This window comes from Tenacibaculum litoreum (assembly GCF_964513915.1).
GTDB lineage: Bacteria > Bacteroidota > Bacteroidia > Flavobacteriales > Flavobacteriaceae > Polaribacter > Polaribacter litoreum.
Map to the genome: position 1 here is coordinate 526,557 of NZ_CAZEQS010000003.1, position 24,746 is coordinate 551,302.

23 protein-coding genes and 1 riboswitch are annotated in these 24,746 nt (G+C 32.6%); of the genes, 12 read left to right on the top strand and 11 right to left on the bottom strand.

The features are described from left to right. The first annotated feature begins 8 nt into the window (after window positions 1-8). The 4 genes from ACKTTR_RS08515 to ACKTTR_RS08530 all read left to right on the top strand — a co-directional run bounded on the left by ACKTTR_RS08515 (window position 9) and on the right by ACKTTR_RS08530 (window position 3,759). Window positions 9-431 carry a DUF5606 family protein gene (locus ACKTTR_RS08515; RefSeq protein WP_408027436.1) on the top strand — a complete coding sequence of 141 codons (423 nt, stop codon included), beginning with the start codon at window positions 9-11 and terminating at the stop codon, window positions 429-431. Between the two features lie 3 nt (window positions 432-434). Next, window positions 435-1,214 (top strand): nucleoside triphosphate pyrophosphohydrolase, encoded by a 780-nt coding sequence (gene mazG, locus ACKTTR_RS08520; RefSeq protein WP_408027437.1) that lies wholly within the window; start codon window positions 435-437, stop codon window positions 1,212-1,214. 862 nt (window positions 1,215-2,076) lie between these two features. Next, window positions 2,077-2,802, top strand: a complete 726-nt coding sequence (locus ACKTTR_RS08525) for a (S)-benzoin forming benzil reductase (protein WP_408027438.1) — start codon at window positions 2,077-2,079, stop codon at window positions 2,800-2,802. Window positions 2,803-2,817: 15 nt separating this feature from the next. Next, window positions 2,818-3,759 carry a hypothetical protein gene (locus ACKTTR_RS08530; protein WP_408027439.1) on the top strand — a complete coding sequence of 314 codons (942 nt, stop codon included), beginning with the start codon at window positions 2,818-2,820 and terminating at the stop codon, window positions 3,757-3,759. Here ACKTTR_RS08530 and priA read toward each other — a convergent pair whose 3' ends face one another. Further along, window positions 3,760-6,201, bottom strand: coding sequence for a replication restart helicase PriA (gene priA / locus ACKTTR_RS08535; RefSeq protein ID WP_456243489.1), 2,442 nt, complete (start codon window positions 6,199-6,201; stop codon window positions 3,760-3,762). A 73-nt stretch (window positions 6,202-6,274) separates the two neighbouring features. Here priA and ACKTTR_RS08540 point away from each other — a divergent pair, with 73 nt between their 5' ends. Next, window positions 6,275-7,126 (top strand): alpha/beta fold hydrolase, encoded by an 852-nt coding sequence (locus ACKTTR_RS08540; protein WP_408027440.1) that lies wholly within the window; start codon window positions 6,275-6,277, stop codon window positions 7,124-7,126. 2 nt (window positions 7,127-7,128) lie between these two features. Here ACKTTR_RS08540 and ACKTTR_RS08545 read toward each other — a convergent pair whose 3' ends face one another. The 3 genes from ACKTTR_RS08545 to ACKTTR_RS08555 all read right to left on the bottom strand — a co-directional run bounded on the left by ACKTTR_RS08545 (window position 7,129) and on the right by ACKTTR_RS08555 (window position 9,621). Then, a complete protein-coding gene (locus ACKTTR_RS08545; RefSeq protein WP_408027441.1) occupies window positions 7,129-7,350 on the bottom strand; it encodes a VF530 family protein in 222 nt (73 codons plus the stop codon). Between the two features lie 18 nt (window positions 7,351-7,368). Continuing rightward, a complete protein-coding gene (locus ACKTTR_RS08550) occupies window positions 7,369-7,914 on the bottom strand; it encodes a TlpA family protein disulfide reductase (RefSeq protein ID WP_408027442.1) in 546 nt (181 codons plus the stop codon). A 75-nt stretch (window positions 7,915-7,989) separates the two neighbouring features. Then, window positions 7,990-9,621, bottom strand: coding sequence for an aminopeptidase P family protein (locus tag ACKTTR_RS08555; RefSeq protein ID WP_408027443.1), 1,632 nt, complete (start codon window positions 9,619-9,621; stop codon window positions 7,990-7,992). A 260-nt stretch (window positions 9,622-9,881) separates the two neighbouring features. On the opposite strand from ACKTTR_RS08555, the gene gcvT reads away from it, so the two are divergent. Continuing rightward, window positions 9,882-10,964 carry a glycine cleavage system aminomethyltransferase GcvT gene (gene gcvT, locus ACKTTR_RS08560; RefSeq protein ID WP_408027444.1) on the top strand — a complete coding sequence of 361 codons (1,083 nt, stop codon included), beginning with the start codon at window positions 9,882-9,884 and terminating at the stop codon, window positions 10,962-10,964. Between the two features lie 257 nt (window positions 10,965-11,221). On the opposite strand, the gene ACKTTR_RS08565 is transcribed toward gcvT, so the two are convergent. The 4 genes from ACKTTR_RS08565 to ACKTTR_RS08580 are packed head-to-tail and all read right to left on the bottom strand — an operon-like array spanning window position 11,222 to window position 15,534. Next, the gene (locus ACKTTR_RS08565; RefSeq protein ID WP_408027445.1) at window positions 11,222-12,328 is read right to left on the bottom strand and encodes an efflux RND transporter periplasmic adaptor subunit; all 1,107 of its coding nucleotides are present in this window, start codon (window positions 12,326-12,328) and stop codon (window positions 11,222-11,224) included. A gap of 22 nt (window positions 12,329-12,350) precedes the next feature. Next, the gene (locus ACKTTR_RS08570) at window positions 12,351-13,595 is read right to left on the bottom strand and encodes an ABC transporter permease (protein ID WP_408027446.1); all 1,245 of its coding nucleotides are present in this window, start codon (window positions 13,593-13,595) and stop codon (window positions 12,351-12,353) included. 2 nt (window positions 13,596-13,597) lie between these two features. Next, complete coding sequence (locus tag ACKTTR_RS08575; protein WP_408027447.1) at window positions 13,598-14,827, bottom strand: ABC transporter permease; 1,230 nt, start codon at window positions 14,825-14,827, stop codon at window positions 13,598-13,600. Window positions 14,828-14,829: 2 nt separating this feature from the next. After that, on the bottom strand, window positions 14,830-15,534 hold the full coding sequence (locus ACKTTR_RS08580) for an ABC transporter ATP-binding protein (RefSeq protein ID WP_408027448.1): 705 nt from the start codon (window positions 15,532-15,534) through the stop codon (window positions 14,830-14,832). A 147-nt stretch (window positions 15,535-15,681) separates the two neighbouring features. Between ACKTTR_RS08580 and ACKTTR_RS08585 the strand changes: the two genes are divergently transcribed. After that, window positions 15,682-16,095: a thiol-disulfide oxidoreductase DCC family protein gene (locus tag ACKTTR_RS08585; protein ID WP_408027449.1), complete on the top strand. Its 414-nt coding sequence runs from the start codon at window positions 15,682-15,684 to the stop codon at window positions 16,093-16,095. A gap of 72 nt (window positions 16,096-16,167) precedes the next feature. Here the strand turns inward: ACKTTR_RS08585 and ACKTTR_RS08590 are convergent, their stop codons facing one another. Together ACKTTR_RS08590 and ACKTTR_RS08595 are read right to left on the bottom strand one after the other, a co-directional pair. Continuing rightward, window positions 16,168-18,060 carry a TonB-dependent receptor plug domain-containing protein gene (locus ACKTTR_RS08590; protein WP_408027450.1) on the bottom strand — a complete coding sequence of 631 codons (1,893 nt, stop codon included), beginning with the start codon at window positions 18,058-18,060 and terminating at the stop codon, window positions 16,168-16,170. 83 nt (window positions 18,061-18,143) lie between these two features. Beyond that, window positions 18,144-18,337: riboswitch (cobalamin riboswitch) on the bottom strand. A 9-nt stretch (window positions 18,338-18,346) separates the two neighbouring features. Next, window positions 18,347-19,285 carry an ABC transporter substrate-binding protein gene (locus tag ACKTTR_RS08595; protein ID WP_408027451.1) on the bottom strand — a complete coding sequence of 313 codons (939 nt, stop codon included), beginning with the start codon at window positions 19,283-19,285 and terminating at the stop codon, window positions 18,347-18,349. A 101-nt stretch (window positions 19,286-19,386) separates the two neighbouring features. Here ACKTTR_RS08595 and ACKTTR_RS08600 point away from each other — a divergent pair, with 101 nt between their 5' ends. Genes ACKTTR_RS08600 through ACKTTR_RS08620 form a run of 5 tightly spaced genes read left to right on the top strand, consistent with a single transcriptional unit; the run spans window position 19,387 to window position 23,341 of the window. Next, window positions 19,387-19,890 carry a bifunctional adenosylcobinamide kinase/adenosylcobinamide-phosphate guanylyltransferase gene (locus ACKTTR_RS08600; RefSeq protein ID WP_408027452.1) on the top strand — a complete coding sequence of 168 codons (504 nt, stop codon included), beginning with the start codon at window positions 19,387-19,389 and terminating at the stop codon, window positions 19,888-19,890. A gap of 3 nt (window positions 19,891-19,893) precedes the next feature. Then, window positions 19,894-20,931: a nicotinate-nucleotide--dimethylbenzimidazole phosphoribosyltransferase gene (gene cobT / locus ACKTTR_RS08605; RefSeq protein ID WP_408027453.1), complete on the top strand. Its 1,038-nt coding sequence runs from the start codon at window positions 19,894-19,896 to the stop codon at window positions 20,929-20,931. A 2-nt stretch (window positions 20,932-20,933) separates the two neighbouring features. Then, window positions 20,934-21,704 carry an adenosylcobinamide-GDP ribazoletransferase gene (locus ACKTTR_RS08610; protein ID WP_408027454.1) on the top strand — a complete coding sequence of 257 codons (771 nt, stop codon included), beginning with the start codon at window positions 20,934-20,936 and terminating at the stop codon, window positions 21,702-21,704. Further along, complete coding sequence (gene cobC / locus ACKTTR_RS08615; protein ID WP_408027455.1) at window positions 21,689-22,216, top strand: alpha-ribazole phosphatase; 528 nt, start codon at window positions 21,689-21,691, stop codon at window positions 22,214-22,216. The genes ACKTTR_RS08610 and cobC overlap by 16 nt, the downstream gene beginning before the upstream one ends. Window positions 22,217-22,228: 12 nt before the next feature. Beyond that, window positions 22,229-23,341, top strand: a complete 1,113-nt coding sequence (locus ACKTTR_RS08620; protein WP_408027456.1) for an ABC transporter substrate-binding protein — start codon at window positions 22,229-22,231, stop codon at window positions 23,339-23,341. 796 nt (window positions 23,342-24,137) lie between these two features. On the opposite strand, the gene ACKTTR_RS08625 is transcribed toward ACKTTR_RS08620, so the two are convergent. Continuing rightward, on the bottom strand, window positions 24,138-24,746 hold the full coding sequence (locus tag ACKTTR_RS08625) for an alpha-ketoglutarate-dependent dioxygenase AlkB family protein (protein ID WP_408027457.1): 609 nt from the start codon (window positions 24,744-24,746) through the stop codon (window positions 24,138-24,140).

Sequence of the window (24,746 nt, forward strand, 5' to 3'; positions counted from 1 at the left end):
ATTAAGACATGGAATTTAACAAAATTATAGCTGTAACAGGTAAGCCAGGTTTGTATGAAATTTTATCACAAACTAAAACAGGAGTTATCGTAAAATCTATTGTTGACGGTAAACGTTTTCCTATTACCGCAACTCATAACGTAAGTTTATTAGAAAACATCGCTATTTACACGTACGAAGAAGAAGTGCCTTTAGCACAAGTACTTAAAAATATTGCTGATAAAGAAGATGGTAAAGAGGCTATTTCTCACAAAGAAAGTGCTAATAAATTAACTACTTATTTTGGTGAAGTATTACCTGGGTTTGATGAAGAGCGTGTATACGCTTCAAACATTAAAAAAGTAATTCAGTGGTACAACATCTTAGCGAAAGCTGAGTTTGACTTTAGTACATTAACTGAAGCTGAAGAAACAACTACAGAAGAAGCTTAAATCGTGAATACTCGTAAGCAACAGTTAGCCGCCTTTAATCGTTTGTTAGACATCATGGACGACCTTCGTGAGAAGTGCCCGTGGGATAAAAAACAAACCTTACAAAGTCTGCGTCATTTAACTATTGAAGAAACCTACGAGTTAGCAGATGCTATTTTAGACAACGATTTACAAGAAATAAAAAAAGAATTAGGCGATGTGCTTTTGCACATCGTCTTTTATGCTAAAATAGGAAGCGAAAAACAAGCTTTCGACATTGCTGATGTTGCCAATGCAATCTCAGATAAACTCATCGATCGTCATCCGCATATTTATGGTGATGTAGTTGTTGAAAACGAAGAAGACGTTAAGAAAAACTGGGAAAAACTCAAACTAAAAGAAGGGAATAAATCAGTTTTAGAAGGAGTTCCTAAAAGTTTACCTGCGGTAGTAAAAGCCAATCGTATTCAAGATAAAGTTGCTGGCGTTGGTTTTGATTGGGAAGAACCACATCAAGTGTGGGAAAAGGTTCAAGAAGAGCTTTCTGAATTGAACGACGAAATCAAAAACAGCAATCAAGAGAAAATAGAAAAAGAGTTTGGAGATGTCTTATTCTCTATGATTAACTACGCTCGTTTTATTGGTGTAAACCCTGAAAATGCACTGGAAAAAACCAATAAAAAATTCATCAATCGCTTTCAGTTTTTAGAAGAAGCTGCCAAAAAAGAGGGTAAACAACTTTCTGACATGACCCTCGCTGAAATGGATGTGCATTGGGAGAATTCGAAAGAATTTTTCAAATAATCATAATTGGGAGAATTCGAAAGAATTCTTCAAATAACCCTAATTCGGAAAATTCAAAAGTTTTTTTTTCAAATAACTACTGTCATTACGAAGTAGGTACGACTGAAGTAATCTGTTTATCTCGAACTATAAATACAAAGATTGCTTCGTTATCACTCGCAATGACGTCTTTAATTATTACCTCTCTCCGCTATGATATTTCCTGTCATTCCGACCAAAGGGAGGAATCTCATTCAATAAAACCACATTATAAGTATCGCAACACACGACACTACTGTCCGTTGACACCAGACAGTACTATCCTATGACTTTAGACACTACTGTCTGAAGGTTAAGACAAAATTTACATAACATAAAAAGTATTGTTGATATTCTTTTTCTTGATAAAAAGAAACAAAAATCAAGACTTACCATAAAATCTTGAGAAAATACTACGACTCCTTCCACTAATAAAAAGAACTCGCTATCGCTCAAACGGCTTTTTATCTTACGCCCACTACTGCTATCTTGATTTTTAAAGATTTTCTTGTAGGTCATAATATAAGTCATAAAATTTAGCTCTGTTTAAGTTTCCTCAATATAACGAAACCATCAGCGTGACGCGCTGAACGTTCCTCAACGCAACGAAACCGTCAGCGAAACTCGCTGAACGTTCCAAATATCTTTTAGAATTGCAAATACTCTATTATAAGATTTATCAGTCCTACCTCCTTCGGAATGATAACTAACAACCCAACCGTCATTGCGAGTGAGAACGAAGCAATCTTTTTTATCGACTAAAAGATAGCCACGTCGTTCATTTCGACTTCGCTCAATGACCTTCTCGCTATGACGTTTACTTATATTTCCCTATTTTTACTTTATGGATATAATCATCATCACCGGAGGAAGTAAAGGAATTGGTAGAGCCTTAGCCGAAAAATACGCACAAGAAAATTACAGAGTGTACTCACTATCCAGAAGCATTGTAGATTTGGAAAATGTGGTACAGCTTTCTGTAGATTTATCTGATACCAAAGCCACACACAACACGTTTAAAATGTTATTAGATGAAATTCAGAAATTGGAGGTTTCATCGATTACCTTGATGAATAATGCCGGTAGACTCGGTACCATAGCGAACTTAGAAAATATTCCTTCGGAAGATATTGCTCAAAGTATTCAACTCAACGCCACTACTCCACTGATTTTATCGAGTTTGTTTATCAAAGCCACACAACCGCTGACCTGTAAAAAACAGATTATTAGTATCTCATCTGGAGCAGCTGTAAAACCATATGAAGGTTGGAGTATTTACTGTACGTCTAAAGCTGCAATTGACATGATGACCAAAACTATTGCTGCGGAACAAAACGAGCTTGAACATGGGGTAAAATGTAATGCTATTTACCCTGGTGTGGTAGATACTAACATGCAAACTGATATTAGAAGTACCAATGAAAAAGATTTTAAAAACGTACAACGCTTTATCGATTTAAAAGAAAACAACCAGTTGTACACTCCTGAGTACGTTGCAGAAACCATTTTTACCATAGACACCCAAAGCAAACTTAAAAATGGGGATATTGTAGATATTAGGAATTTATAGAAATTAATGTATTAAATGAAAAAGAATGACGGTAAATACCTTGAACAACTTGTTGAAATAATTGAAAGATCAATAGATTCTGATGCTACTATTGAAAGAGATGTACAAATGCCTATCCTGAATTCAAAAGGTGGCTATAAAACTCAATGTGATATTGTCATTACGAAAGGAAAAGCACCCAGACTAACAAAAACTATTATTGAGGTTCAAGATAGAAATAGTAAAGTTAAACCTAATGACTTTAGAGGCTGGACTCAGAAATTAGATGAAGTTGGTGCACAACATTTAATTTGTGTATCTAAACAAGAATTTCCTGAAAGTATTAAGGAAAAAGCCAGTAACTCTGGAAATAAAATCAGTTTAATAAACTTAAAAAATTTAGATGTTGATAAAATTCCTTTAAGTTTTTTTGATTATAATTTTACATATAACACCTTTGAGTTAAAACAGTGGAGTTTGATAAAAATAGATAATCTTTCAAATTCTAATACATTTAACCTAAGAAGTCTTTTCTTTAACCGCAAAATTAGTGCAAATGATAAAGTCTTCTCTTATGATAAAAAAACTTTTTTTAATATCAATGAATTAACCAGTATTTCAATAGAAGGTAAAAGTATTTTTAATAAAAAAATAAACTCAGTATTTTCATCTTATCATGATGAAAACCGACAGTTATATTTATTCTTCTCAAACTCATTTATTAAAATTAATTGTGAGATTAATTTTAGTTATTTTCTATCAAGTGAAAGCATTCCTACTTCTTTAATGTCCTATGAACAGGATGAGTTTGGAGTTTTAGCCTGGGTAATAAAAGCTCTATATCAAAAAGGTGAAAACTTTATTGAAATGAGTATGCCAGTTACAAAAAAAGGTGATAAATATATTTTAAAAAAAATGCACTTAAGATATACTAACAATCAATCGTTTAGTTTTGGAATGAAAGTAATAAAAGGTTAATTAATAAGCATCCACATCAATAATAAAACGGATAGGTCTAAAATCTTTTACCGCTTCAAAAGTGTTTTTAATTTTTTGTAGCTGTTCTTTGGTTTTTCCTAAGGATTGCTTGGGTGGAATTTTAATCACTAAATTTTTAATATACTGGTTTCGGATACGAGAAACCGCAGGTGCTGTAGGTCCTAATACATTTTCATGAAACACATTCTGTAAAGCTTTGGCTAACCAATTGATACCGTTATCTACACGCGTGTAATCTCTATGTTTTAGCGTAATTTTTATCAAACGATAGTATGGCGGGTAATGAAACTGCCAACGATCTTGTAACTGTTCTTTATACATTTCTGTATAATTGTTAGTAGATACCTGCTGCAAAATCTGATGATACGGATTGTAGGTTTGTATGGCTACATTTCCTTGTTTTTTTGTACGTCCTGCCCTACCTGATACTTGTACCATTAACTGAAAAGCACGTTCATGTGCTCTAAAATCAGGAAAGTTGAGCATAGAATCTGCATTTAAGATTCCTACCAACGATACGTTTTCAAAATCCAATCCTTTAGAAAGCATTTGTGTTCCTACCAAAATATCTATTTCTTGGGCTTCAAAAGCACCAATAATCTTTTGGTAACCATATTTACCGCGCGTGGTATCCAAATCCATTCGGCCAATAGTATGATTCGGAAATAACTCTTTGAGTTCTAGTTCTATTTGCTCCGTTCCGAAACCTTTGGTGTCTAAAGTAGCACTTCCACAAGCACCACAACTGTTTGGCATTGCACGCTGGTAATGACAATAATGACATTTCAACTCCTTACGGAATTTATGATAGGTTAAACTCACATCACAATTCGGACACTGAGGAGAAACTCCACAAGTTGTACACTCTACCACAGGCGAAAATCCACGTCGGTTTTGAAATAAAATAACCTGTTCTTTTTCCTCCAACGCTTCCGTAATCATTTTTAATAAACGATCCGAAAAATGACCATTCATTTCCTTTTTTCGATGCTTTTCTTTAATGTCTATCAGCTCGATTTTAGGCAATTGAATGTTTCCAAAACGACGGGTTAACTCCACAAATCCGTATTTGTTTTGCTCAGCGTTGAAATAACTCTCTATTGATGGTGTTGCAGAACCTAACAATACTTTTGCTTGGTGTAAATGACCTAATACTACTGAAGCATCACGTGCATTGTAACGTGGTGACGGTTCAAATTGCTTGTACGACGTTTCGTGTTCTTCATCCACTACAATCAATCCTAAGTTTGAAAACGGTAAAAACAAGGAAGAACGCGCTCCTAAAATAACCTGCGCTTTCGGTTTATTTTCTAACACATTATTCCACACCTCTACCCTTTCGTTCATCGAATATTTAGAGTGGAATACTGAAATAAAGTTTCCAAAATAGTTTTGTAAACGGGTAATAATTTGAGTTGTTAAGGCTATTTCTGGTAGTAAAAACAATACCTGTTTTCCTTCAGCAATCACTTCTTTAATTAGTTTTACATAAATTTCTGTTTTACCAGAACCTGTAACCCCATGTAATAAACTTACCTGTTGTGTTTCAAAAGAAGTTTTAATTTGATTGAAGGCTTCCTGCTGAAATTTATTCAACTCTTTTATCTGATTCGTTTCTCCTTGATAGTTAATTCGATCGGTTTGAATATGATAAAATTCAAAAATATCTTTCTCTACCAAGGCTTTTAAAACTGCGGAAGAAGCTCCCGATTGTTCTTCTAAATCTTTTGCTTTTATCGGCTTTTTAGTCGCTGCTAACTGAAAATACGTCAGTACAGCTTCTCGTTGCTTTTTCGCTCTTGAAAGTTCTTCTAAAAGTGTTTGTAAGCCTTCATTTGAGACATAATTGTTATGTAACCGCACATACTTAACCAGTTTAGGCTTGTATGTTTCGTAAATTTCTTCTTTAATGTAAATCGCACTCTTCTCAATCAATCCGTTAATGATAGGAAGTACAGTTTTCTTTCCTAAAATATCAGCAACTTGATGAATGGTTAACTGTGAATGATGCTGTAAAGCTTCAAAAATTAAAAACTCTTCATCTGTTAATATGGCTTCTTCTTCAAAGTTTTCATTTTTATAGATAATGGTTTCACTTTCTAGCAAAAATGCTGAAGGTAAGGCTGCTCTATATACATCGCCTAACGAACACATATAATAGCTCGAAATCCATTGCCAGTGTTTTAGTTGCTGTTCTGTTATAATAGGCGTATCATCTAAAATTTGATGAATGTCTTTGGCCTCATATAATTCGGGTGCATTTTGGTGAATGTTAAACACCAATGCGGTATATATTTTACTTTTTCCGAAGGAAACCGCTACACGCATTCCTTTTTTTAAGAAAGAAGCTTCTGCTTCGGTTACCGTATAGGTAAACGTTTTTTGCAACGGAATGGGTAATATGACGTCGATGAAATGGATAAAGCTTTCTTTTTAAATTAAATCAAAACTACACAAAAATGAGTACATTGTAAACACCAAAGCTTCTATATTTATGACTTCACTAGAATGGAAAAATAAGGGTGAATTTTACACCATTAATAATCAGCAAGTTTTCGTTATTGATGAAGGAAATGCTGATGAAACTCTTATGATACTCCACGGATATCCTACGTCTTCTTTTGATTATTATAAAGCGCTTTCTTTTTTATCAAAAAAATACAGAGTGATTATTCACGATCATTTAGGTTTTGGTTTTTCTGATAAGCCTTTGCACTACTCCTATTCTTTAGTTGAGCAAGCTGATATGGCCTTACTTTTATGGAAAAAACTAGGTTTACATGAGGTTACAATACTAGCGCATGATTATGGTACGAGTATTGCCACCGAAATTATTGCTAGAAATAATATGAATCAGCTTCCTTTTTCTATTAAAGAATTGATTTTGTGCAATGGTAGTATGCATATTGAATTAGCCAAACTACGAACTATTCAAAAGCTATTAAAGAATAAAATTACAGGAAAATGGGTTGCTAAATTGGCGAATCAAGCTGTTTTTAATAGGAATATTCGCAAAATTTATGTTGATGCTTCTAAGGTTTCTCAGGAAGAATTAAACGAAATGTGGTTTCAATTAAATTATAATAATGGTAGGAATGTTATTCATTTATTGAGTAATTATATTAATGAACGTTACTTTTTTTGGCATCGTTGGATTGGCGGATTAACACAAACACAAATTCCTACAAAAATAGTTTGGGCTACCCACGACCCTATTGCTGTAAAAGCTATTGGAGAGCAATTACACAAAGAAATTCCTAATAATGAATTACGATGGCTTGAAAACACAGGGCATTTCCCTATGCTTGAAAACCCTGAAGAATGGAGTAATTTAGTACTAAGCTAACCTTAATAGCCTAACATTTGTAGGTACAGTTTTTCTACTTTAGCTCTTGCCCAAGGTGTTGTTCTTAAAAACTTTAAACTCGATTTATAGGTTGGATTCTTTTTAAATGCATTTATATTTAAAATTTCTCCCATTTCTTCCCAACCATACTCCAAGTATAATTCTTCTAAAATTGTGGCTAGTTTTATTCCGTGAAGCGGATTATTTGGTTGTTCTTGACTCATGCTACAAAGGTAAATATTCTATTGCAGTAATTCGTCTAACAAAATTCTAATTTTATCACTATTCCAATCGGCAGGTCCTTTTTTATCTACGACAATAGTTCCGTTTTTATCCATAATAAACGTCGCAGGAATTGAGTTGCTTACTAATTGGTCTGGTACTTTTGATAGAATGTTATACGTTGGTAAATCGTAGCCTTTGTCTTTATAAAAGGCTTCAATAGTCGTCCAGTCTTCATTACTTACAAATACAAACTCAACTTTATCTTTATAGTCGTTATACAGCTTTTGAATACTTGGCATTTCTGCTATACATGGCGGACACCAAGTTGCCCAAAAGTTTACAAAAACGACTTTATCTTTTGTTTCATTAAAATCTATATTCGTAGTATTTAATCCTTTTAATTTCCAGTCATAGTCTACTAGCTCTTCTCTTTGTTCTTCAGTAATGGTTGAAGGTGAAAACGAAACCAATCTAATAAAATAGACTTTTGTTGGCGGATATAGTAACAGGCCTATAATAACGACAAATACAATGTTTGATATTGTTTTTCTGTTGAATTTCATTTAGTTTCTTTTAGATTAAAGGTTGTTATCTGTCGTTATGAATTTTATTGTATTACAAAATGTGTGTGTTCTTTATCAATCTAATTCAGGCAGTAAAAAATCGTTTAAAACGCTTTTTTTTGCCATCATTTTCTCAATATTTTCAACGGTTCTTGGAGCTTCTGCTGATAGGTTTACAGGTCCGTTTTTTGTGATTAAAATATCATCTTCAATTCTAACTGCAATTCCCCACCATTTCTTATCACAAGGGCTTCCTTCTGGAATATAAATACCAGGTTCAACTGTAATAACCATATTCTCTTTAAACTCTCTATAAGTTCCCGGATCATGAACATCTAATCCAATGTGATGAGAAGTACCATGTGGAAAATAAGTATGTTTTGCTGAAGGAGTGCTAATAATACCCAAAGCTGCTAATCCTTCATTAATAATCTGTTTTGTAGCTTCTCCTGGCTTCCAAAATTTATTTCCAGGTTTACATACCTTGATTCCTGCGTCTTGTGCTTTTAAAACCAATTCGTAAATAGCTTTTTGTTCTGGAGAAAACTTCCCATTTGCTGGTATGGTTCTAGTAACATCTGCTGTATACCCTCTATACTCCGCTCCCAAATCCATTAAAACTAGCTCATTTCCTAGTTTGGTTTTGTTATTCTCTATGTAATGTAAAACACAACCATTGTTACCCGCCCCCACTATAGATGGATAGCCTTCATACTCTGCTCCGTATTTTTTATACACAAACTCATGAACTCCTTGAATCTCTGTTTCAGACATATGTGGTTTCATAGCTTTCATCACTTCTACTTGTCCTATTGCTGAAATTCGTATCGCCTTAGTTAACAGTTTTAATTCTTCTGGTGTTTTCACTTCACGCATTTCAGCAAGTGCAGTAGATAAAAATTTAACATCTATATTAGATTCACTATTTTTTTGAAGTTTTATTTTTATTTTTTGTTTGAGTTCTCTTCTTAATCCATCATCTGTAGCACTTATATACTCTTTTATTATCGGGTCTTTTTTATACTCTGGATAACTCTCTAAGCTTTTAGATAGCTCTTTAGCCACCTCTTCTAATTTCGCATCAGGTACATTTGCTATAGCCTTATGAATATACGCTATATTCGGGTCTTTTAACACACTATCATTATATCCAGATTGCTTTTTAAACACTTTTACTAAATCGTAAATTTCTCCTTTATCCCTTTCTGAGTTTCTATAATCATCATTAAACTTTAATATGTTTACTTTATTGAAACTTTTAAAATTAATAGGATCTGTAACAAATTCTTCTGATGTTTTTGCCATCTTAAATCCTAATTCTTTTTTTACTCCTTCTACTCCTAAACGTTTTCCATTCCACATTTCAAATCGAGGATCTTTTTTAGGCACATATAATATTTCATTATAACTATTCCCTTCAGCGTCTTTTTGATTTTCAAAAAATAGTACCAAAACCGCATTGGGTTCTCTAAACCCAGTTAAATAGTAAAAATTAGGATCTTGATGAAATACATAATCTACATCATTCGCTCTGTTTCGGGTTGGATTCGCAAAAACAACTGCTACGGCATTTTTAGACATTTTTGATCGTAAAATTGCTCTTCGTTCTTTATGAAAATCGGCTGATAAATAATCTGTAGGGGTTTGTGCTGATACAACAACACAGATATTTAGTAAGAAACAAGCAAGTAGTAGTCTTTTTAACATAGTAATAAAATTTGTTACTCTCAAATTTAGCATTCTATTGTAGAAAAAGGAAAATATTAACAAACATTTAGGTAATATACTCTTATAATATTACACAGATTCGCCTGTTTTGTTTGCTAATTTTTCAATACTTTAGCATCACTTTTTTAAAACAAACAATACACAATAATGAAACCTACATAAATAAAACATATCAAACTAATGATTGTTTTATTCATCAAAGGTTACATGCGTTAATAAAAACAATAAAAAACAAACACATGAAAAATACAGCTTTATCACATGTACATGAAGCTTTAGGAGCAAAAATGGTTCCTTTTGCAGGTTATAATATGCCTGTACAATACGAAGGAGTAACTGCTGAACACGAAACTGTTAGAAAAGGAGTTGGTGTTTTTGATGTAAGTCATATGGGAGAGTTCTTTTTAAAAGGAGAAAATGCATTGGCTTTAATTCAAAAAATATCTTCTAACGACGCTTCTAAATTAGTTCCTGGTAAAGCACAATATAGCTGTATGCCTAATGCTGATGGAGGAATTGTAGATGATTTAATTATTTACATGATTGCTGAAAATGAGTATATGTTAGTAGTAAATGCTTCTAATATTGAAAAAGATTGGAACTGGATTTCTCAACACAACGATTTAAACGTTGAGATGGAAAACCGTTCTGAAGATTGGTCTTTATTAGCTATTCAAGGGCCAAAAGCTGCGGAAGCAATGCAATCGTTAACTTCTGTTGATTTATCAAATATTAAATTCTATACGTTTGAAATTACTGATTTCGCAGGAATACCTAACGTTGTAGTTTCTGCTACTGGATATACTGGTTCTGGTGGATTTGAGGTATATGTAAAAAATGAAGATGTTGAACAACTTTGGAACAACGTTTTTGAAGCTGGTAAAGACTGGGGAATTAAACCTATCGGATTAGCTGCTCGTGACACCTTACGTTTAGAAATGGGATATTGTTTATATGGTAACGATATTGACGATACTACTTCTCCTTTAGAAGCTGGCTTAGGTTGGATTACTAAGTTTACGAAAGACTTTGTAAATGCTGAAGCTTTAAAAGCTCAAAAAGAAGCTGGTGTTACTCGTAAATTAGTTGCTTTTGAATTAACAGAGCGTGGTGTTCCTCGTCATGATTACGAAATTGTTGATGCTGACGGAAACAACATTGGTCGTGTTACTTCAGGTACGATGAGCCCATCATTAGGAAAAGGAATTGGATTAGGGTATGTTACAAAAGAAAACTCTAAAGTTGATAGTGATATTTTTATCCAAGTTCGTAAGAAACAAATTCCTGCTAAAGTAGTAAAGTTACCTTTTTATAAAGGTTAATAATATATCTAAAAAAAGCAGCTTTTTTAAAAGCTGCTTTTTACCCCTTATTTAAATAATTTAATTTTCCCCAATAAATTAAATTAAGTACTCGTTTGTTTGAGCACTCCAAATATCTACAACAAAAAAGCTTTTTCCACCTTTACTTCCTCGAATGATACCTTTTTGGATATAAGTGTGTTATATTATACCTTAAAAGTAAAAAGCAGCTCCTAAAAGAACTGCTTTACAACTATTAATCAACTATTTAGATGTTTTTAATCTTTCTTTTCGTCATCTTTTGATGCTTTGTTCCAGATTTTAATTTCATCATTTATAGTTACACCTTCTAATACTTCAATATTTACTCCGTCAGAAACTCCTAGTTTTAACTCACGCTTTTCAAACTCATCTTCACCTTTTTTAACCTCTACATATGGTTCTTCTGTTTTCTTGTCAAAACGTAATAACGATTCTTTAATAGATAAAACACTGTCTTTCTTTTCTAAAACTATGTCTGCATTGGCACTATAACCAGCTCTTACAAAATAGTTATCGTCAAGTTTTACATCTGCCTTAATTTTAAATTGTACAGCTCCATTTTCTTCTGTTCCTTTTGGTGCTATAAAATTTAATATTGCTGGGAATTTTTTGTTTTCAATGGCTCCTAATGAAACTTCTATACTTGAACCTTTTACTAACTTACCTACTTCTGATTCATCAACTTGTCCTTCAAAAATCATTTTTTCCATATCGGCAATCGTTGCAATGGTTGTTCCTTCATTAAAGTTGTTTGATTGAATAACTTGGTATCCTTTTTTTACAGGAATTTCTACAACCATACCCGATGTTGTTGCTCTAATATTTGTATTAGCTCCAGCAGAACCTACAGATCCTTTTTTAATGATTTGATAATCATTTTGAGCATTTGTCAAATCATTTTTTGCTTGATTGTATGATAATTGAGAGGCTTCAAACTCTTGACTAGAAATTACTCCTTTATCAAATAAACTTTTATTTCTGTCGTATTGAGTTTTTGCATTGTTTAATTGAATTTGTACTGAATTTATTCTTCCTCTAGCACTTTGTAATGATTGTTCGTTTGGTACAACTCTTACTGTAGCTAATAAGTCTCCTGCCTTTACAATTGCTCCCTCTTCTACAACAATTCTGTCTATAATTCCTGCAATTTGAGGTTTTATTTCAACTTCTTCTAAGGGAACAACTTTCCCTGTAGCTACTGCTTTTTTTACGATTGTTGTTCTAAATGGTTTTTCTGTTTCATAGGTTACCACACTTTTTTGATTTTTCTTCCCTAACCAAATTAGGATGACTACAAATAATAGTGCTACTATTCCTAAGATAATTTTTGCTCTTTTGCTCATGATTAATTGATTATTTCTTTTTTTATTCTTCTCTTAATGCTTCGATTGGTTTTACTACTGTTGCCATATATGCTGGTATTAACCCTATTAAGGTTCCTAGAATTACTAGGATTGAAAAGGCCAGCATTACTATGGGTATATTTACGGTTGGATTTACTAATGTTGGATCGTCTCCACTACCTACTAAACGGTCTAGTAGAAATAAAACAAATCCTCCAAAAATAATTCCTAACATTCCTGCTACTGTGGTTAAGAAAACAGATTCTAATACTATTTGTCTTCTTATACTTCTTGGTGTTGCTCCTAAAGCCCTTCTAATTCCAATTTCTTTAGTACGCTCTTTTACGGTAATCAATAAGATGTTACCAATAGCAAAAACTCCTGCTATTAAGGTTGCAATTCCTACAAACCATGTTAAAAACTGCATTCCTGTTAAAAAGCCCATTAACTTATCTATTTGGTCTCCTAAATTTACACTACCAAAAGCTCTTTTATCCTCCGGATGTACTTTATGTAAGTTTTTTAAGGTTAATAGGATGTCTTTTTCCATCTGCTTGATATCTACTCCTTCATTAGCTGTAATCATCATCCAGTCTACCTTATTTGAAGTGTTATATACTTTTTGAAAGGTAGTAAATGGAATATAGGCTGTATCTCCGTCAATATCTATAGTATTTGATGGTTTATAAACTCCTACGACCTTGTAGTTTACGTTGCTAATCTTCACATACTGTCCAATAGGCATTTCTTTTTTATCAAACAGTTGTTTGTACATATCTTCAGAAATAACACAAACTTTTGAGTTGTTCTTTATGTCATTTTGATTGAGAAATCTTCCGTAGATTAAATCTTTCTTTTGTACACGATCTAAAACTGGATAATCTCCACTTACTTGAAAATCACCTGATTTAAAATCCTTAACAACACTACCATTGGTTTGGTTTCTAGGTGCTAATAGCTTTATTTCTTTATTATATTCTTTTTGAAGAACTTCAATGTCTTTAAACGTTAAGTCAAACCTTCTTCCCTTTTGAAATCCTTTAAAAGGCATGTCCGTTCTCTGTGTCCATAAAAAAACACTATTGGTAGCGAAGTCTCCAAAAATTCTTTTAAAGTTATTTTCCATACCACGAGCAGCTCCTAATAAAACTACTAATATGAAAATTCCCCATAGTACACCTACAATGGTGATACCTGTTCTTAATTTATTTTTACGAATACTTCCGTAAATTTCTTGCCAAGTGTCTGAATCAAATAAAAACTTCATAATTAGTCTGCTCTTAGTGCTACAATCGGTTTAATTTGTGCTGCCTTTTTTGCTGGTAAATACCCTGCAATTAATCCTGATAAGATTAAAATAATGGTAGCTCCTATTACAATTCCTGGACTTACACTTGGATCTTTTATAAAGTATTTTTCTAAACTACCTCCAATAGCACTTAAAATATAGGTTCCTAAACTCAACCCTAAATAACCTGCTATGGTTGTAATTAAAATAGATTCTTGGATAACCATACCAATAATTGAAGATGGCTTTGCTCCTAGCGCTTTACGGATTCCGAACTCTTTAGTACGTTCTTTAATAACAAAAATCATAATGTTACTAATACCAATAATTCCTGCAATTAAAGTTCCTGAACCTACAAATATGACAATGAAATATAGTGCAAACATAAATTGGTTAATCCCTTTATTTGCTTCTGCCATATTTCTTACTGATAAAGCACTTTGGTCATCAGGATGAATGTCTAGCTTCTTACGTAAATCTCTTTCTAGTCGATTACCAAATGTAATGGCTTGATCAAGATTTAATTTTGGGTCATAACCTATATTAATTTGGCTTATATAATCGTTGTTTCCATATAATTTCTGTGCTGTTGTTACAGGCATGTAGGTCAATCGTTCCTCATTATCTCCTCCTTTATCAGAAAATATCCCAACTACTTTATACGAAATTCCATCAACGTTTACTCTTTTTCCTAAAGCTGGCTTTTCTCCAAATAAATCTTGCTTTACAAGTCTACCAATTACAATTACTTTAGATTTATTTTTTAAGTCTAAATCATTAATATATCTTCCTTCATCAATAATTGTCTTTTCTAAAAACTGATGATCTGGATGAACTGCTCTTAATTGATAGTTATTTTGATTCTTCTTATAAGTAATATTAACGTTCTTGTATATTCTTGCCGTTAAATGTTGAATTTTGTTTTCATATTCATCTTTAACGTAATCAAAATCTTTATTTTTTAACTGAATTCTTCTTCCTGTTTGTAATCCTTTATAAGGTTTAGATGTTTTCCATACTCTCACAAACATAGCATTGGTTGCATCGTCTACAAAAGCTGATTTAAACTGATTTTGTAATCCTGATACAATTCCGAATAATAACGTAAATAGTAAAATAGCAAAGGCTACTGTGAATCCTGATAAAACCGAACGCAACTTATTTTTACCAATACTTTGAAATATTTCTCTCCAGCGATCTAAATCAAACATAATTAAATTGCTTTTGCTTTGTTTGTTGCTACTTCTGTTAACTCATCACTAATGATAACTCCATCTTTTAAACGAACAACTCTATTGGTTTGAGCAGCTACTTCTTCTTCGTGTGTAATTACAAAAACAGTCATTCCTTCATCGTTAATTTCTTTTAGTAAATCCATTACCGAATCGGTTGTAGTTGAATCTAATGCTCCTGTTGGCTCATCTGCTAACACCACTTTAGGTTTTGTTGCTAAGGCTCTTGCTATTGCCACACGTTGCTTTTGACCTCCAGAAAGCTCATTTGGTAAATGGTTTGCCCATTCTTTTAGTCCCACTTTTTCAAGGTACTCTAAAGCTATTTCTAATCGTTCTTTTCTAGAAATTCCTTTATAGTATAGTGGTAATGCTACATTTTCTAAGGCTGTTTTGTAAGAAATTAAGTTAAATGACTGAAAAACGAACCCTAAAAACTTGTTACGCAATACCGCAGCTTTCTTTTCATTTAAGTTTTCTATTAACTGTCCGTTTAAGTAATATTTTCCTTCATCGTGTGTATCTAACAAACCTACAATATTTAATAAGGTAGACTTTCCTGATCCTGAAGATCCCATAATAGATACAAATTCGCCTTCTTTTATATGTAAATCTAGCCCTTTTAAAACATGAAGTGAATCTTTTCCTATAGGGTAAGATTTGTGAAGATTTTCTATTCGAATCATAGTTTAGTTAATTTTTAAATAAAAATAAATGCTGATTTTTCTAATCTACTGATAAATTATTGTTAAATCATTATTTACTTTCTTACAAGACGCTTAATTTTGATTTATGTTACAAGTTAGCACTTAATTTTTTACAAAAAATTAAATATGAACAATTTACCTAGTGATAAAAAAGTGATTTTATTTGATGGTGTCTGTAATTTTTGCAACGATAGTGTTCTAAAAGTTATAAAGTATGACGTTAAAAATCAGTTTGTATTTACTTCTCTTCAATCTAATATAGGGAAAGAAATTACACAGTATTTAGGGGTAGATACTTCCAAGGTTGATTCTATTATTTTATATGAACCAAATGTTGCTTATGATATTAAATCTACGGCTGCGTTAAAAATTATGAATGATTTTGGAGGAATATGGAAATTAACGCAAGTTTTTTGGGTCTTTCCAGAGAGTCTCAGAAATATTGTATACGATTACATTGCTAAAAATCGTTACAAATGGTTTGGTAAAAAAGATGCTTGTATGATTGCTTCTAAAGAAATACAAGAAAAGTTTTTATAAAAAATAAGCTCACCAAATTGGTGAGCTTATTCATAGCAATATTTCCCTATTTATTGGGGGACTACCTATAAATTAAAAGGATAAACGAACTCCTAACTTATAATTTCTTCCTAGGGTTGTATATCCTAAAGTTTCTTGATAATCTTCATTTAAAATGTTAGTTACTCCTAAAAATAACTTTACATTATCGTTTAACTTATGATTAGCTGAAAAATCCAACAACGAATATGACTCTAATGAAACATTCTCATAAGGGAACCCTCTAAAGTCTGTATCATCTCTATCACTAACATATTGGTAATTTAACGACAAGTTAGTAGCTTTGATTTCATAATTTACTCCTGCGTTAATTTTATGCTTTGGAATTCTAATTGCTGTTTCTTCATTATTTGTGTAGGTATAATTAGTATTCAAACCTAAACTTTCTAATAATTTATAATTTACATTAAACTCAACCCCATTTACAACAGCATCACCAATATTATCCATTGTATAAGTTGTAGAATTGTATGCAATTATATTTTCTATATCTCTATTAAAATAAACAGCATTAAGTACTAATGAGTTTAGCTTATACTCTACTCCTCCTTCATAAGTTACACTCTCTTGTGGTTCTAAATCAATATTCCCCCAAGAAGCATATAAATCTTGAACAGAAGGAGCTATAAAAGCTGTACTGTACGATGCTAAGAACTTAACATATCCATTTTCTTGTTTTATTCTATAAGATGGATTCACGTTATATACAAAATGGTTACCATATTTATTATGGTTATTCAATCTAACTCCTGCATTTACGTTCAATCCAAAATCTGATACATAAACAGCGTTCACGTATGGATCTATTAATTTTGTTGTTGGTTCCTCTGAATACTCTGTCTTCGTTAACTCAGTTTGTCCATAAGGAATTGAATACGTTTCAATTGTATTATGTTGAAAGTTAACCCCAGCTAAAAAGTATATTTTATCAAATTCATGCTTTAAAAACGCATCAGCTATATAGTTTTCACCTTTGCTTATTCCTGGATATTGAGTATTAACTCTATCTGAATCATACTTACTATAGGCCATGTTTATTTGTACACTTCCATTTCCGTATTCATATTTAGGAGATAAACTTACTCTATAACTTTTGTCTAATGAAACGTTATCAGCATCTGCGAAAGAGCCTCCATCATAACTATTCGTAAATTCACTATAACTTCCTAGAGTATTGATAGAAAATTTGTCATTAAACTTGTAACCTAACTTCACATTTGTAGAAATACGTTGAAAAGGATCTGCTTTGAAAGTCTCTCCACCTTCTGCTCTTGCTGCAGATGTTCCTTTTGTATCTAAAGAAGAAAAGCTTACTAAATAGTTGAAATCATTGATTTTCCCATTAACATTTGCTGAACTTTGAATGCTTGTACCACTCTTAGTGTTTTGGTCATTATTCGTTCCTCCAAACAACGATAATGCTACATTTGTTTTATTTGATTTTGCTTCTTTTAACTTAATGTTTATTACAGCTGTTGCTGCTCCTGTTCCATATAAAGTACTTGCAGCTCCTTTAATAACCTCTATAGATTCAACATCGTTTAAATCTAACAATCTTAAATCAAAACTTCCTGAACTACTTGATGGATTAGATACTTGAATTCCATCAATTAAAACGACTACTTCTTTAGTGCTTCCTCCTCTAACAAAAACTCCTAAAGTTTGCCCTGGAGAACTTGTGTTTCCGTTTATTTCAATTCCTGAAATACTATTGATTAAATCAACAACGTTTTTACCACTATTTCTTTCAATAGTTTCTGCTGTTATTTTATGAATAACTTTTCCAGAATTTTCTTTTTTTAATTTGAATTTAGAATCTGAAATTACAACTTCATCTAGTTGTATTGTTTTGTCTTGTTCTTGCGCATTGATATTAAACGCAAAAAATGATGTTAAAACACTTAAGTAAAGTACTTTTTTTTTCATTACTACTTAATCATTAAAGTTTAAAATCAGGAAAAATATAAGCGTAGAAAAACCACACCCAAACTTTTATCCCGAAAGTTCGAATTACATGTTGAATCTTGGCAGGTCTCCTGGCTTGCGTCTTGTAACATACCTTCCCATTAAAAAACAGTGGTTTAAGTGATTGTTACAAGCTTAGTAGCTTACAGTTGCGGGAACAGCTTCGGTTTTGCACCGAATTCCCTTTTAATTCTCTTTAATCGATGATTAAAGAAAAACCAAAAATCACGGCAAATGTATAGTATTCTTATAAATTAGCAACCATCAAATCATGATAATTTGCGAATTTTGTTTGTAAGTTTTCTGGAAGTGTATAATACGTTGGATGAATCATTTTTGCTAAACATTCAACTCCTTCTACTAAAGTACCAGCAGAAGATTGTGTAAACATGGCAAAATCGGCAATGTACACTTGTTTGTTTTTTACCGCTCTTAAAGACGTCCATTCTTCTCTTTCTTCTAAAAACTTCATATCTTCAAGTGTTCTCTCAATTCCGTATCCGCAAGGGGCAATAATCAATACCTCTGGATTGTATTTTACGATTTTATCCCAAGAAATTACAATGCTATCTCCTGATGGATGTGATAATAAATCGATTCCGCCTGCATACCCTATTTGATGTGGAATCCAGTGTCCGCAATTAAACAACGGATCAATCCACTCTAACAACATCACACTTTTCGATTGTATTCTATGTTCACGTTGCACATCTACAATATCATAAATACGCTTTTTCAATCCACTCACATATGCCTTTCCTACTTCTTCCTGCTTCATAGCTTTTGCAATGGTTAACGCATTATCAAAAACATCTTCTAAAGAGTTCGGAGTAATAGAAATTAATTCAGGAACCTTTGGTAGTTTGTAAGCTGATTTTGCCACAGATTCTGTATCTATCTGGCAAACATCACATACATCTTGTGTAAAAACAATATCTGGAGCTATACTTTCTAAAACAGGTTCATCAACATAATACAAGGTCTTCCCTTCTGCCTTGGTTTTAGAAAAAATAGCCGTTATTTCTTTACTCGTTAACACTTTTCCTTCTAACTTATATCGAACAGCTACTTCTTTTTCTTTTAAAGCTACTTCTGGACACTCAAAAGTAATTCCGTTTAAATAGTTCTGTAAGCCCATGTCATAAATCATCTGAGTTACTGCTGGCATAAAAGAAGATACTGTCATAATTCGTGGTTTTAGTTCAGCAAAAATAAACAGTTCTCTATTTTAATTTGTTTTTTATTAAAAATCTTTCCAATCTTTGTGTCAACATAAAATGCTATTTCATGATATATTATATCTCAGGAGGTGAACGCTCAGGTAAAAGTAGCTATGCTCAAAAGCTAGCCGAATCTTTATCTGACACCCCTATTTACCTAGCCACTTCTCGTATTTGGGATGAAGATTTCAAGCAACGAGTTGACAGACATATTTCTGATAGAGATGAACGCTGGACCACTGTTGAAGAGGAAAAATGGTTGAGTAAAGTGATTTCTGAAAAACAAACTGTCGTTGTTGATTGTGTTACACTATGGTTAACGAACTTCTTTGTAGACACAAAATATGATATTGAAAAAGCATTAGAAATTGCCAAAGAAGAAATCAATAAATTGGTTGAAATAGACGCCAATATTATCATCATTTCTAATGAAATTGGTATGGGATTACATGCCAATTCCGAATCTGGTAGAAAATTCACACAACTACAAGGCTGGACTAACCAACATATAGCTAAACTAGCTGATAAAGCCATTTTTATGGTATCTGGACTTCCTTTAACTTTAAAATAAAACATGACAACAACAATAACTCCTCTATCAAAAGATTTACAGAGCGAACTTCAAGAAGAAATTAACTTCAAGACCAAGCCTATTGGTGCTTTAGGTAATTTAGAAAAAATCGCCATGCAAGTGGGATTAATTCAAAATACCACTACCCCTGTGTTATCAAAACCTACTATTATGGTTTTTGCAGGAGATCATGGAATTGCTACCTCAGGAAAAGTGAGTCCGTACCCACAAGAAGTTACGCAACAAATGGTGTTTAACTTTTTGCAAGGAGGTGCTGCTATTAATGTATTTTGTAAACAAAATAACATTCTTTTAAATATTGTAGATGCTGGTGTGAATGCTGATTTTGAAGCACATCCACAACTTACCAATACTAAAATAGCGAAAGGAACACAAGATTATAGTATTACCAAAGCTATGACTTCAGAACAATGCCAAGAAGCTTTAGAAAAAGGAAGACAATTGGTAAGAAAGGTGTATAGTGAAGGTTGTAATGTTATTGGTTTTGGTGAAATGGGTATTAGCAATACGTCATCTGCGGCTTTGTTGATGAGTTATTTTACCAATACACCTATTGAAAACTGTGTAGGTAGAGGAACTGGGGTAGATGATAAAGGGCTACAAACAAAAATTGACACATTACGTGAAGTATACAACTTACATATTGAAGCTATTTCAACACCTATGGAAGCATTGACTGCTTTTGGTGGGTTTGAAATTGTAATGATGTGTGGAGCTATGTTACAAGCTGCTTCTTTAAAAATGACCTTGCTTATTGATGGTTTTATTGTTACTGCTGCCCTGTTGGCAGCTCATGCTATGGAATCTGATATTTTAGATTATTGTATTTTCTGTCATAATTCAGGAGAACAGGGACATCAAAAAATGTTAGAATTCTTAAACGCTGAACCTCTTTTAAACTTAGGTTTACGCTTAGGTGAAGGAACAGGTTGTGCTGTTGCCTTTCCTATTATCCAATCGAGTGTAAACTTTTTAAACGAAATGGCTACGTTTAAAAGTGCCAATGTTAGCGAAGCTTAGTTATGATAAAAAAACAAATCCATTATTTTTTAACTGCTGTATTATTTTTCACACGCATTCCATGTCCTAAATGGGTAAATCACTCACCCGAAATACTCAACAAAAGCAGTCGTTATTTTTCTTTAGTAGGAATTGTAGTCGGAAGCATTGCGGCACTAACCTATTTCGCTTCTTCTTATATTTTTCCTACGGATATTGCGATTGTAATTAGTATGATTAGTTCTATTTGGATTACAGGAGCTTTTCATGAAGATGGATTTGCCGATGTATGTGATGGTTTTGGTGGCGGATGGACCAAAGAAAAGATTTTAACCATTATGAAAGATTCCAGACTAGGAACTTTCGGAGTGAGTGGTTTGGTCTTTATCCTAGCTATAAAGTTTTTAGCTTTGTATCATTTACAAAGCCTATCCGTTGATCTAATTTTAGTTATTATTTCAGGACACAGTATTAGCCGATTTATCGCAACTGTTCTATTATACACACATGAATATGTAAGAGATATTGACAGTTCTAAAATAAAACCAACCACCAAACAAATGAGTAGTAAATCGCTACTCATATCAGCTGTTTTTGGAATAGTACCCTTATTTTTCTTTCAAAAACCAATGGTATTTTTAGTATTACTTCCATTATTACTCACCTATTTGTACATGGGGCACTTTTTTAAAAAATGGATTGGTGGTCAAACAGGAGATTGCGCGGGTGCTTTGCAACAAGTATCTGAAATTGTTTTTTATCTAAGCCTACTCGCCTTATGGAAGTTATTTTAGTACGACACACAACACCTGAAATTGCCAAAGGTATATGCTATGGTCAAGCAGATATAGAAGTTACGACTACTTTTGAAGAAGAAGTGAGCGGTATTCTAAAAAAAGTTCCTGTTAACGATGCTGATGTAACGTATTACAGCAGTCCCTTAAAACGTTGTAAGCTTTTGGCTGAAAAACTTTCATCTACAGTAATTTTTGACAACCGATTAAAAGAACTTGATTTTGGTGATTGGGAGCTACAAAAATGGAACGATATTGATAAGAAAGAACTCGATGTTTGGATGAACGATTTTGTAAAAACACCTGCTAAAAACGGAGAATCCTATATCGATTTACACAATAGAACCACCGATTTCCTAACCGAATTAAAAGCCAAAAACCATCAAAAAGTCGTGCTAGTTACCCATGCGGGAGTAATGAGAAGTCTTTGGGCTTATACGAACAATATTCCGTTGGAAAAATCATTTGAATTAAAACTAAACTACGGAGATACACTAACCTTCCACTTATAAAAATAGAGTACTATGAAACGTTATTTACTTATTTTTTCTTTATTACTTCTGTTCACACAATGTAAGCAAGAAACTAAAAAAACTACCGAAAAGAAACCTGCCCAAAGTACTGTAAAGTATGCCAAGGGATTTGATATCATCTCTGAAAACGGAGAAAAAAAATTAGTGATCAAAAAAGCTTTTCAGAGCTCGCACGAATATTTTTCTTACACACTTACTAATAAAACCAATCTTTCTAAAAAAGAAATTAAAGTTCCTGTTGAAAAAATAGTAGTTACCAGCACTACTCATATTCCGATGCTAGAACTTTTGGATGCTGAAAACACCGTTGTTGGTTTTCCGCATACCAAATATATTTCTTCTAAAAGAACAAGAAATAGAATTAAAGAAGGTAAGATTGTTGAATTAGGCTTGGAACAAGACATGAATACCGAAAAGTTGATTGATATTGAACCTGAGTTAGTTATTGGTTTTGCTTTGCATCCAAATACGAAACTATACCAAAACATAAAAAAAACAGGTATTCCTGTCATTTTTAATGGAGATTGGTTGGAAGAAACCCCTTTAGGAAGAGCGGAATGGATTAAACTTTTTGGTGCTTTATACGGGAAAGAAAAGGAAGCAGACAGTATTTTCAACAACATAGAAAAGGAATACCTAAAAGCGAAAGAAATTGCTAAAAACAGCGATAAACAGCCTACCATTTTATCTGGAAGCATGTTTAAAGATGTTTGGAATGTTCCTGCTGGTGAAAGTTTTATTGCTTCGTTTTATAACGATGCGAACTTAAATTACTTATGGAAAGGCACGAAAGGAACCGGTAGTTTACCACTAAGTTTTGAAAGCGTATTGGAAAAAGGGCAACACGCTGATTTTTGGTTTAACTGTGGCTTGTATGCTACCAAAGAACAGTTAACTACTGCAAATATTCACTACAAAGAGTTTGATGCATTTAACAATAATAAGATATTTTCTATCGGACACAACAAAGGTGAAACTGGTGGTTTGATTTACTTTGAACTCTCTCCTGTACGACCTGACTTAGTGCTAAAAGATTTGATAAAAATTACGCACCCTAATTTGTTACCAGAATACGAATTGACTTTTTATAAGGAGGTGGAGTAACTATTAAATTAATTTTAAATCCATCAACCCCGTTTTCAACTGATAAGAATTATATAAACAAACTCATACCTTTAATAACGTTAATAATATAAAGGGCTAAACCCCAAAAAAAAGACTTTGTTAAAAACTACAAAGGTTTTGTGAATAAGTATAGATTGTGAATACAAAATAAGCTTCATATATTTGACTTAACTTAAAATCAATAAGTTACTCCCCTACCTATTTTCTTAAGAAAACATCTAAATAAGACTTCTTACGTAAAATAAAATATTATTGAAAAGCTAAAAAGTTTAATGAAAACAATTAATAGAGGACACTCTGCAAAGTGTCCTCTATACTGACACGATAGAGAGGCGTGTTAAGTATTACCTCTCTACCAAATACAAATTTTAGTTATGTCTAAAACATCAAGAACTACAACTAAAACTGTTAGAGTTAAAGTAAAAACTTCTCAAGGAATAAAATATGTTCCAATGAAAGTTAAAACTACAACTACTACTTATCGTCGTTAAATCGATAAACAGCAACTAAATAATTGAATAATAGTACTTTATTTAGAATCTCAAAACGTCAATATTTAAATATTGACGTTTTTTTGTGACCGCAAATTAATAAAAATTTAATTATTCTACTTCTTCCGTAATGTTAAAACCTATTGAATATTTTACACTTTCAAGTATTCACTAATAAATTAGCTTTTTAAATATTGGAATTCAAAGAACAATAATTGATTAAAAACTCAAAATACTTAATCGAAAATCTCTGGTTTTCTATTCCTCACAAACCATACAAAAAACTACCTCACAATTGTTCTAAAAGTTAAGTTCACTCGTGGTCGGTGGACTTTTTTTGTAGGTGGTAATCGGTGTAACCAATGAGTTTGGGTTTCGTCTTTCATCACCAAGAGCGAACCATGTTCTAATACCTTATACACCGTTTCTTTGGTTTGTTTGTGTTTAAAACCAAAGCGTCTTTCTGCTCCAAAGCTAAACGAGGCAATCGCTCCGTTCTTTTTTAAATCTTTTTCCCCATCACTATGCCACGCCATTCCTTCTGAACCATCGTGATATAAATTCAATAAACAAGAATTATACGTTTCACCAGTTTCCTTTTCAACTAATTCTTTTAACGCTATTAATTCTTCTGTAAATGGTAAGGCTGTTTTAGTAATGTTGGAATAGGAATATTCAAAGGGTTGTTCGGCATACCAAGCTACTTTTCGTTTGGTTACCATGCGTTTTCCAAAAATAATAGCTTCGTCATTGCGCCATTCAATAGAATTCAATAAAGCCTCGTAATAATGGTCTGCTAGTTCCTTAGACAAAACTATTCCGTAGTAGTTTACTGTTCCATCTTTCGGAAGTAAGTTTTTAGGAGCATCGTCAAATTGTGAGAATAAATCCAT

Excerpts from the sequence above, each read along its gene's own strand:
- ACKTTR_RS08580 (WP_408027448.1), bottom strand. The coding sequence starts at position 15,534 with ATGATTCGAATAGAAAATCTTCACAAATCTTACCCTATAGGAAAAGAT.
- ACKTTR_RS08550 (WP_408027442.1), bottom strand. The coding sequence starts at position 7,914 with ATGAAATTCAACAGAAAAACAATATCAAACATTGTATTTGTCGTTATT.
- ACKTTR_RS08525 (WP_408027438.1), top strand. The coding sequence starts at position 2,077 with ATGGATATAATCATCATCACCGGAGGAAGTAAAGGAATTGGTAGAGCC.
- ACKTTR_RS08595 (WP_408027451.1), bottom strand. The coding sequence starts at position 19,285 with ATGACAGTATCTTCTTTTATGCCAGCAGTAACTCAGATGATTTATGAC.
- ACKTTR_RS08515 (WP_408027436.1), top strand. The coding sequence starts at position 9 with ATGGAATTTAACAAAATTATAGCTGTAACAGGTAAGCCAGGTTTGTAT.
- ACKTTR_RS08570 (WP_408027446.1), bottom strand. The coding sequence starts at position 13,595 with ATGAAGTTTTTATTTGATTCAGACACTTGGCAAGAAATTTACGGAAGT.
- ACKTTR_RS08540 (WP_408027440.1), top strand. The coding sequence starts at position 6,275 with ATGACTTCACTAGAATGGAAAAATAAGGGTGAATTTTACACCATTAAT.
- cobT (WP_408027453.1), top strand. The coding sequence starts at position 19,894 with ATGACAACAACAATAACTCCTCTATCAAAAGATTTACAGAGCGAACTT.
- ACKTTR_RS08600 (WP_408027452.1), top strand. The coding sequence starts at position 19,387 with ATGATATATTATATCTCAGGAGGTGAACGCTCAGGTAAAAGTAGCTAT.
- cobC (WP_408027455.1), top strand. The coding sequence starts at position 21,689 with ATGGAAGTTATTTTAGTACGACACACAACACCTGAAATTGCCAAAGGT.
- ACKTTR_RS08555 (WP_408027443.1), bottom strand. The coding sequence starts at position 9,621 with ATGTTAAAAAGACTACTACTTGCTTGTTTCTTACTAAATATCTGTGTT.
- ACKTTR_RS08545 (WP_408027441.1), bottom strand. The coding sequence starts at position 7,350 with ATGAGTCAAGAACAACCAAATAATCCGCTTCACGGAATAAAACTAGCC.
- ACKTTR_RS08565 (WP_408027445.1), bottom strand. The coding sequence starts at position 12,328 with ATGAGCAAAAGAGCAAAAATTATCTTAGGAATAGTAGCACTATTATTT.
- ACKTTR_RS08590 (WP_408027450.1), bottom strand. The coding sequence starts at position 18,060 with ATGAAAAAAAAAGTACTTTACTTAAGTGTTTTAACATCATTTTTTGCG.
- ACKTTR_RS08585 (WP_408027449.1), top strand. The coding sequence starts at position 15,682 with ATGAACAATTTACCTAGTGATAAAAAAGTGATTTTATTTGATGGTGTC.
- ACKTTR_RS08530 (WP_408027439.1), top strand. The coding sequence starts at position 2,818 with ATGAAAAAGAATGACGGTAAATACCTTGAACAACTTGTTGAAATAATT.
- ACKTTR_RS08575 (WP_408027447.1), bottom strand. The coding sequence starts at position 14,827 with ATGTTTGATTTAGATCGCTGGAGAGAAATATTTCAAAGTATTGGTAAA.
- gcvT (WP_408027444.1), top strand. The coding sequence starts at position 9,882 with ATGAAAAATACAGCTTTATCACATGTACATGAAGCTTTAGGAGCAAAA.
- ACKTTR_RS08620 (WP_408027456.1), top strand. The coding sequence starts at position 22,229 with ATGAAACGTTATTTACTTATTTTTTCTTTATTACTTCTGTTCACACAA.
- ACKTTR_RS08625 (WP_408027457.1), bottom strand. The coding sequence starts at position 24,746 with ATGGATTTATTCTCACAATTTGACGATGCTCCTAAAAACTTACTTCCG.
- ACKTTR_RS08610 (WP_408027454.1), top strand. The coding sequence starts at position 20,934 with ATGATAAAAAAACAAATCCATTATTTTTTAACTGCTGTATTATTTTTC.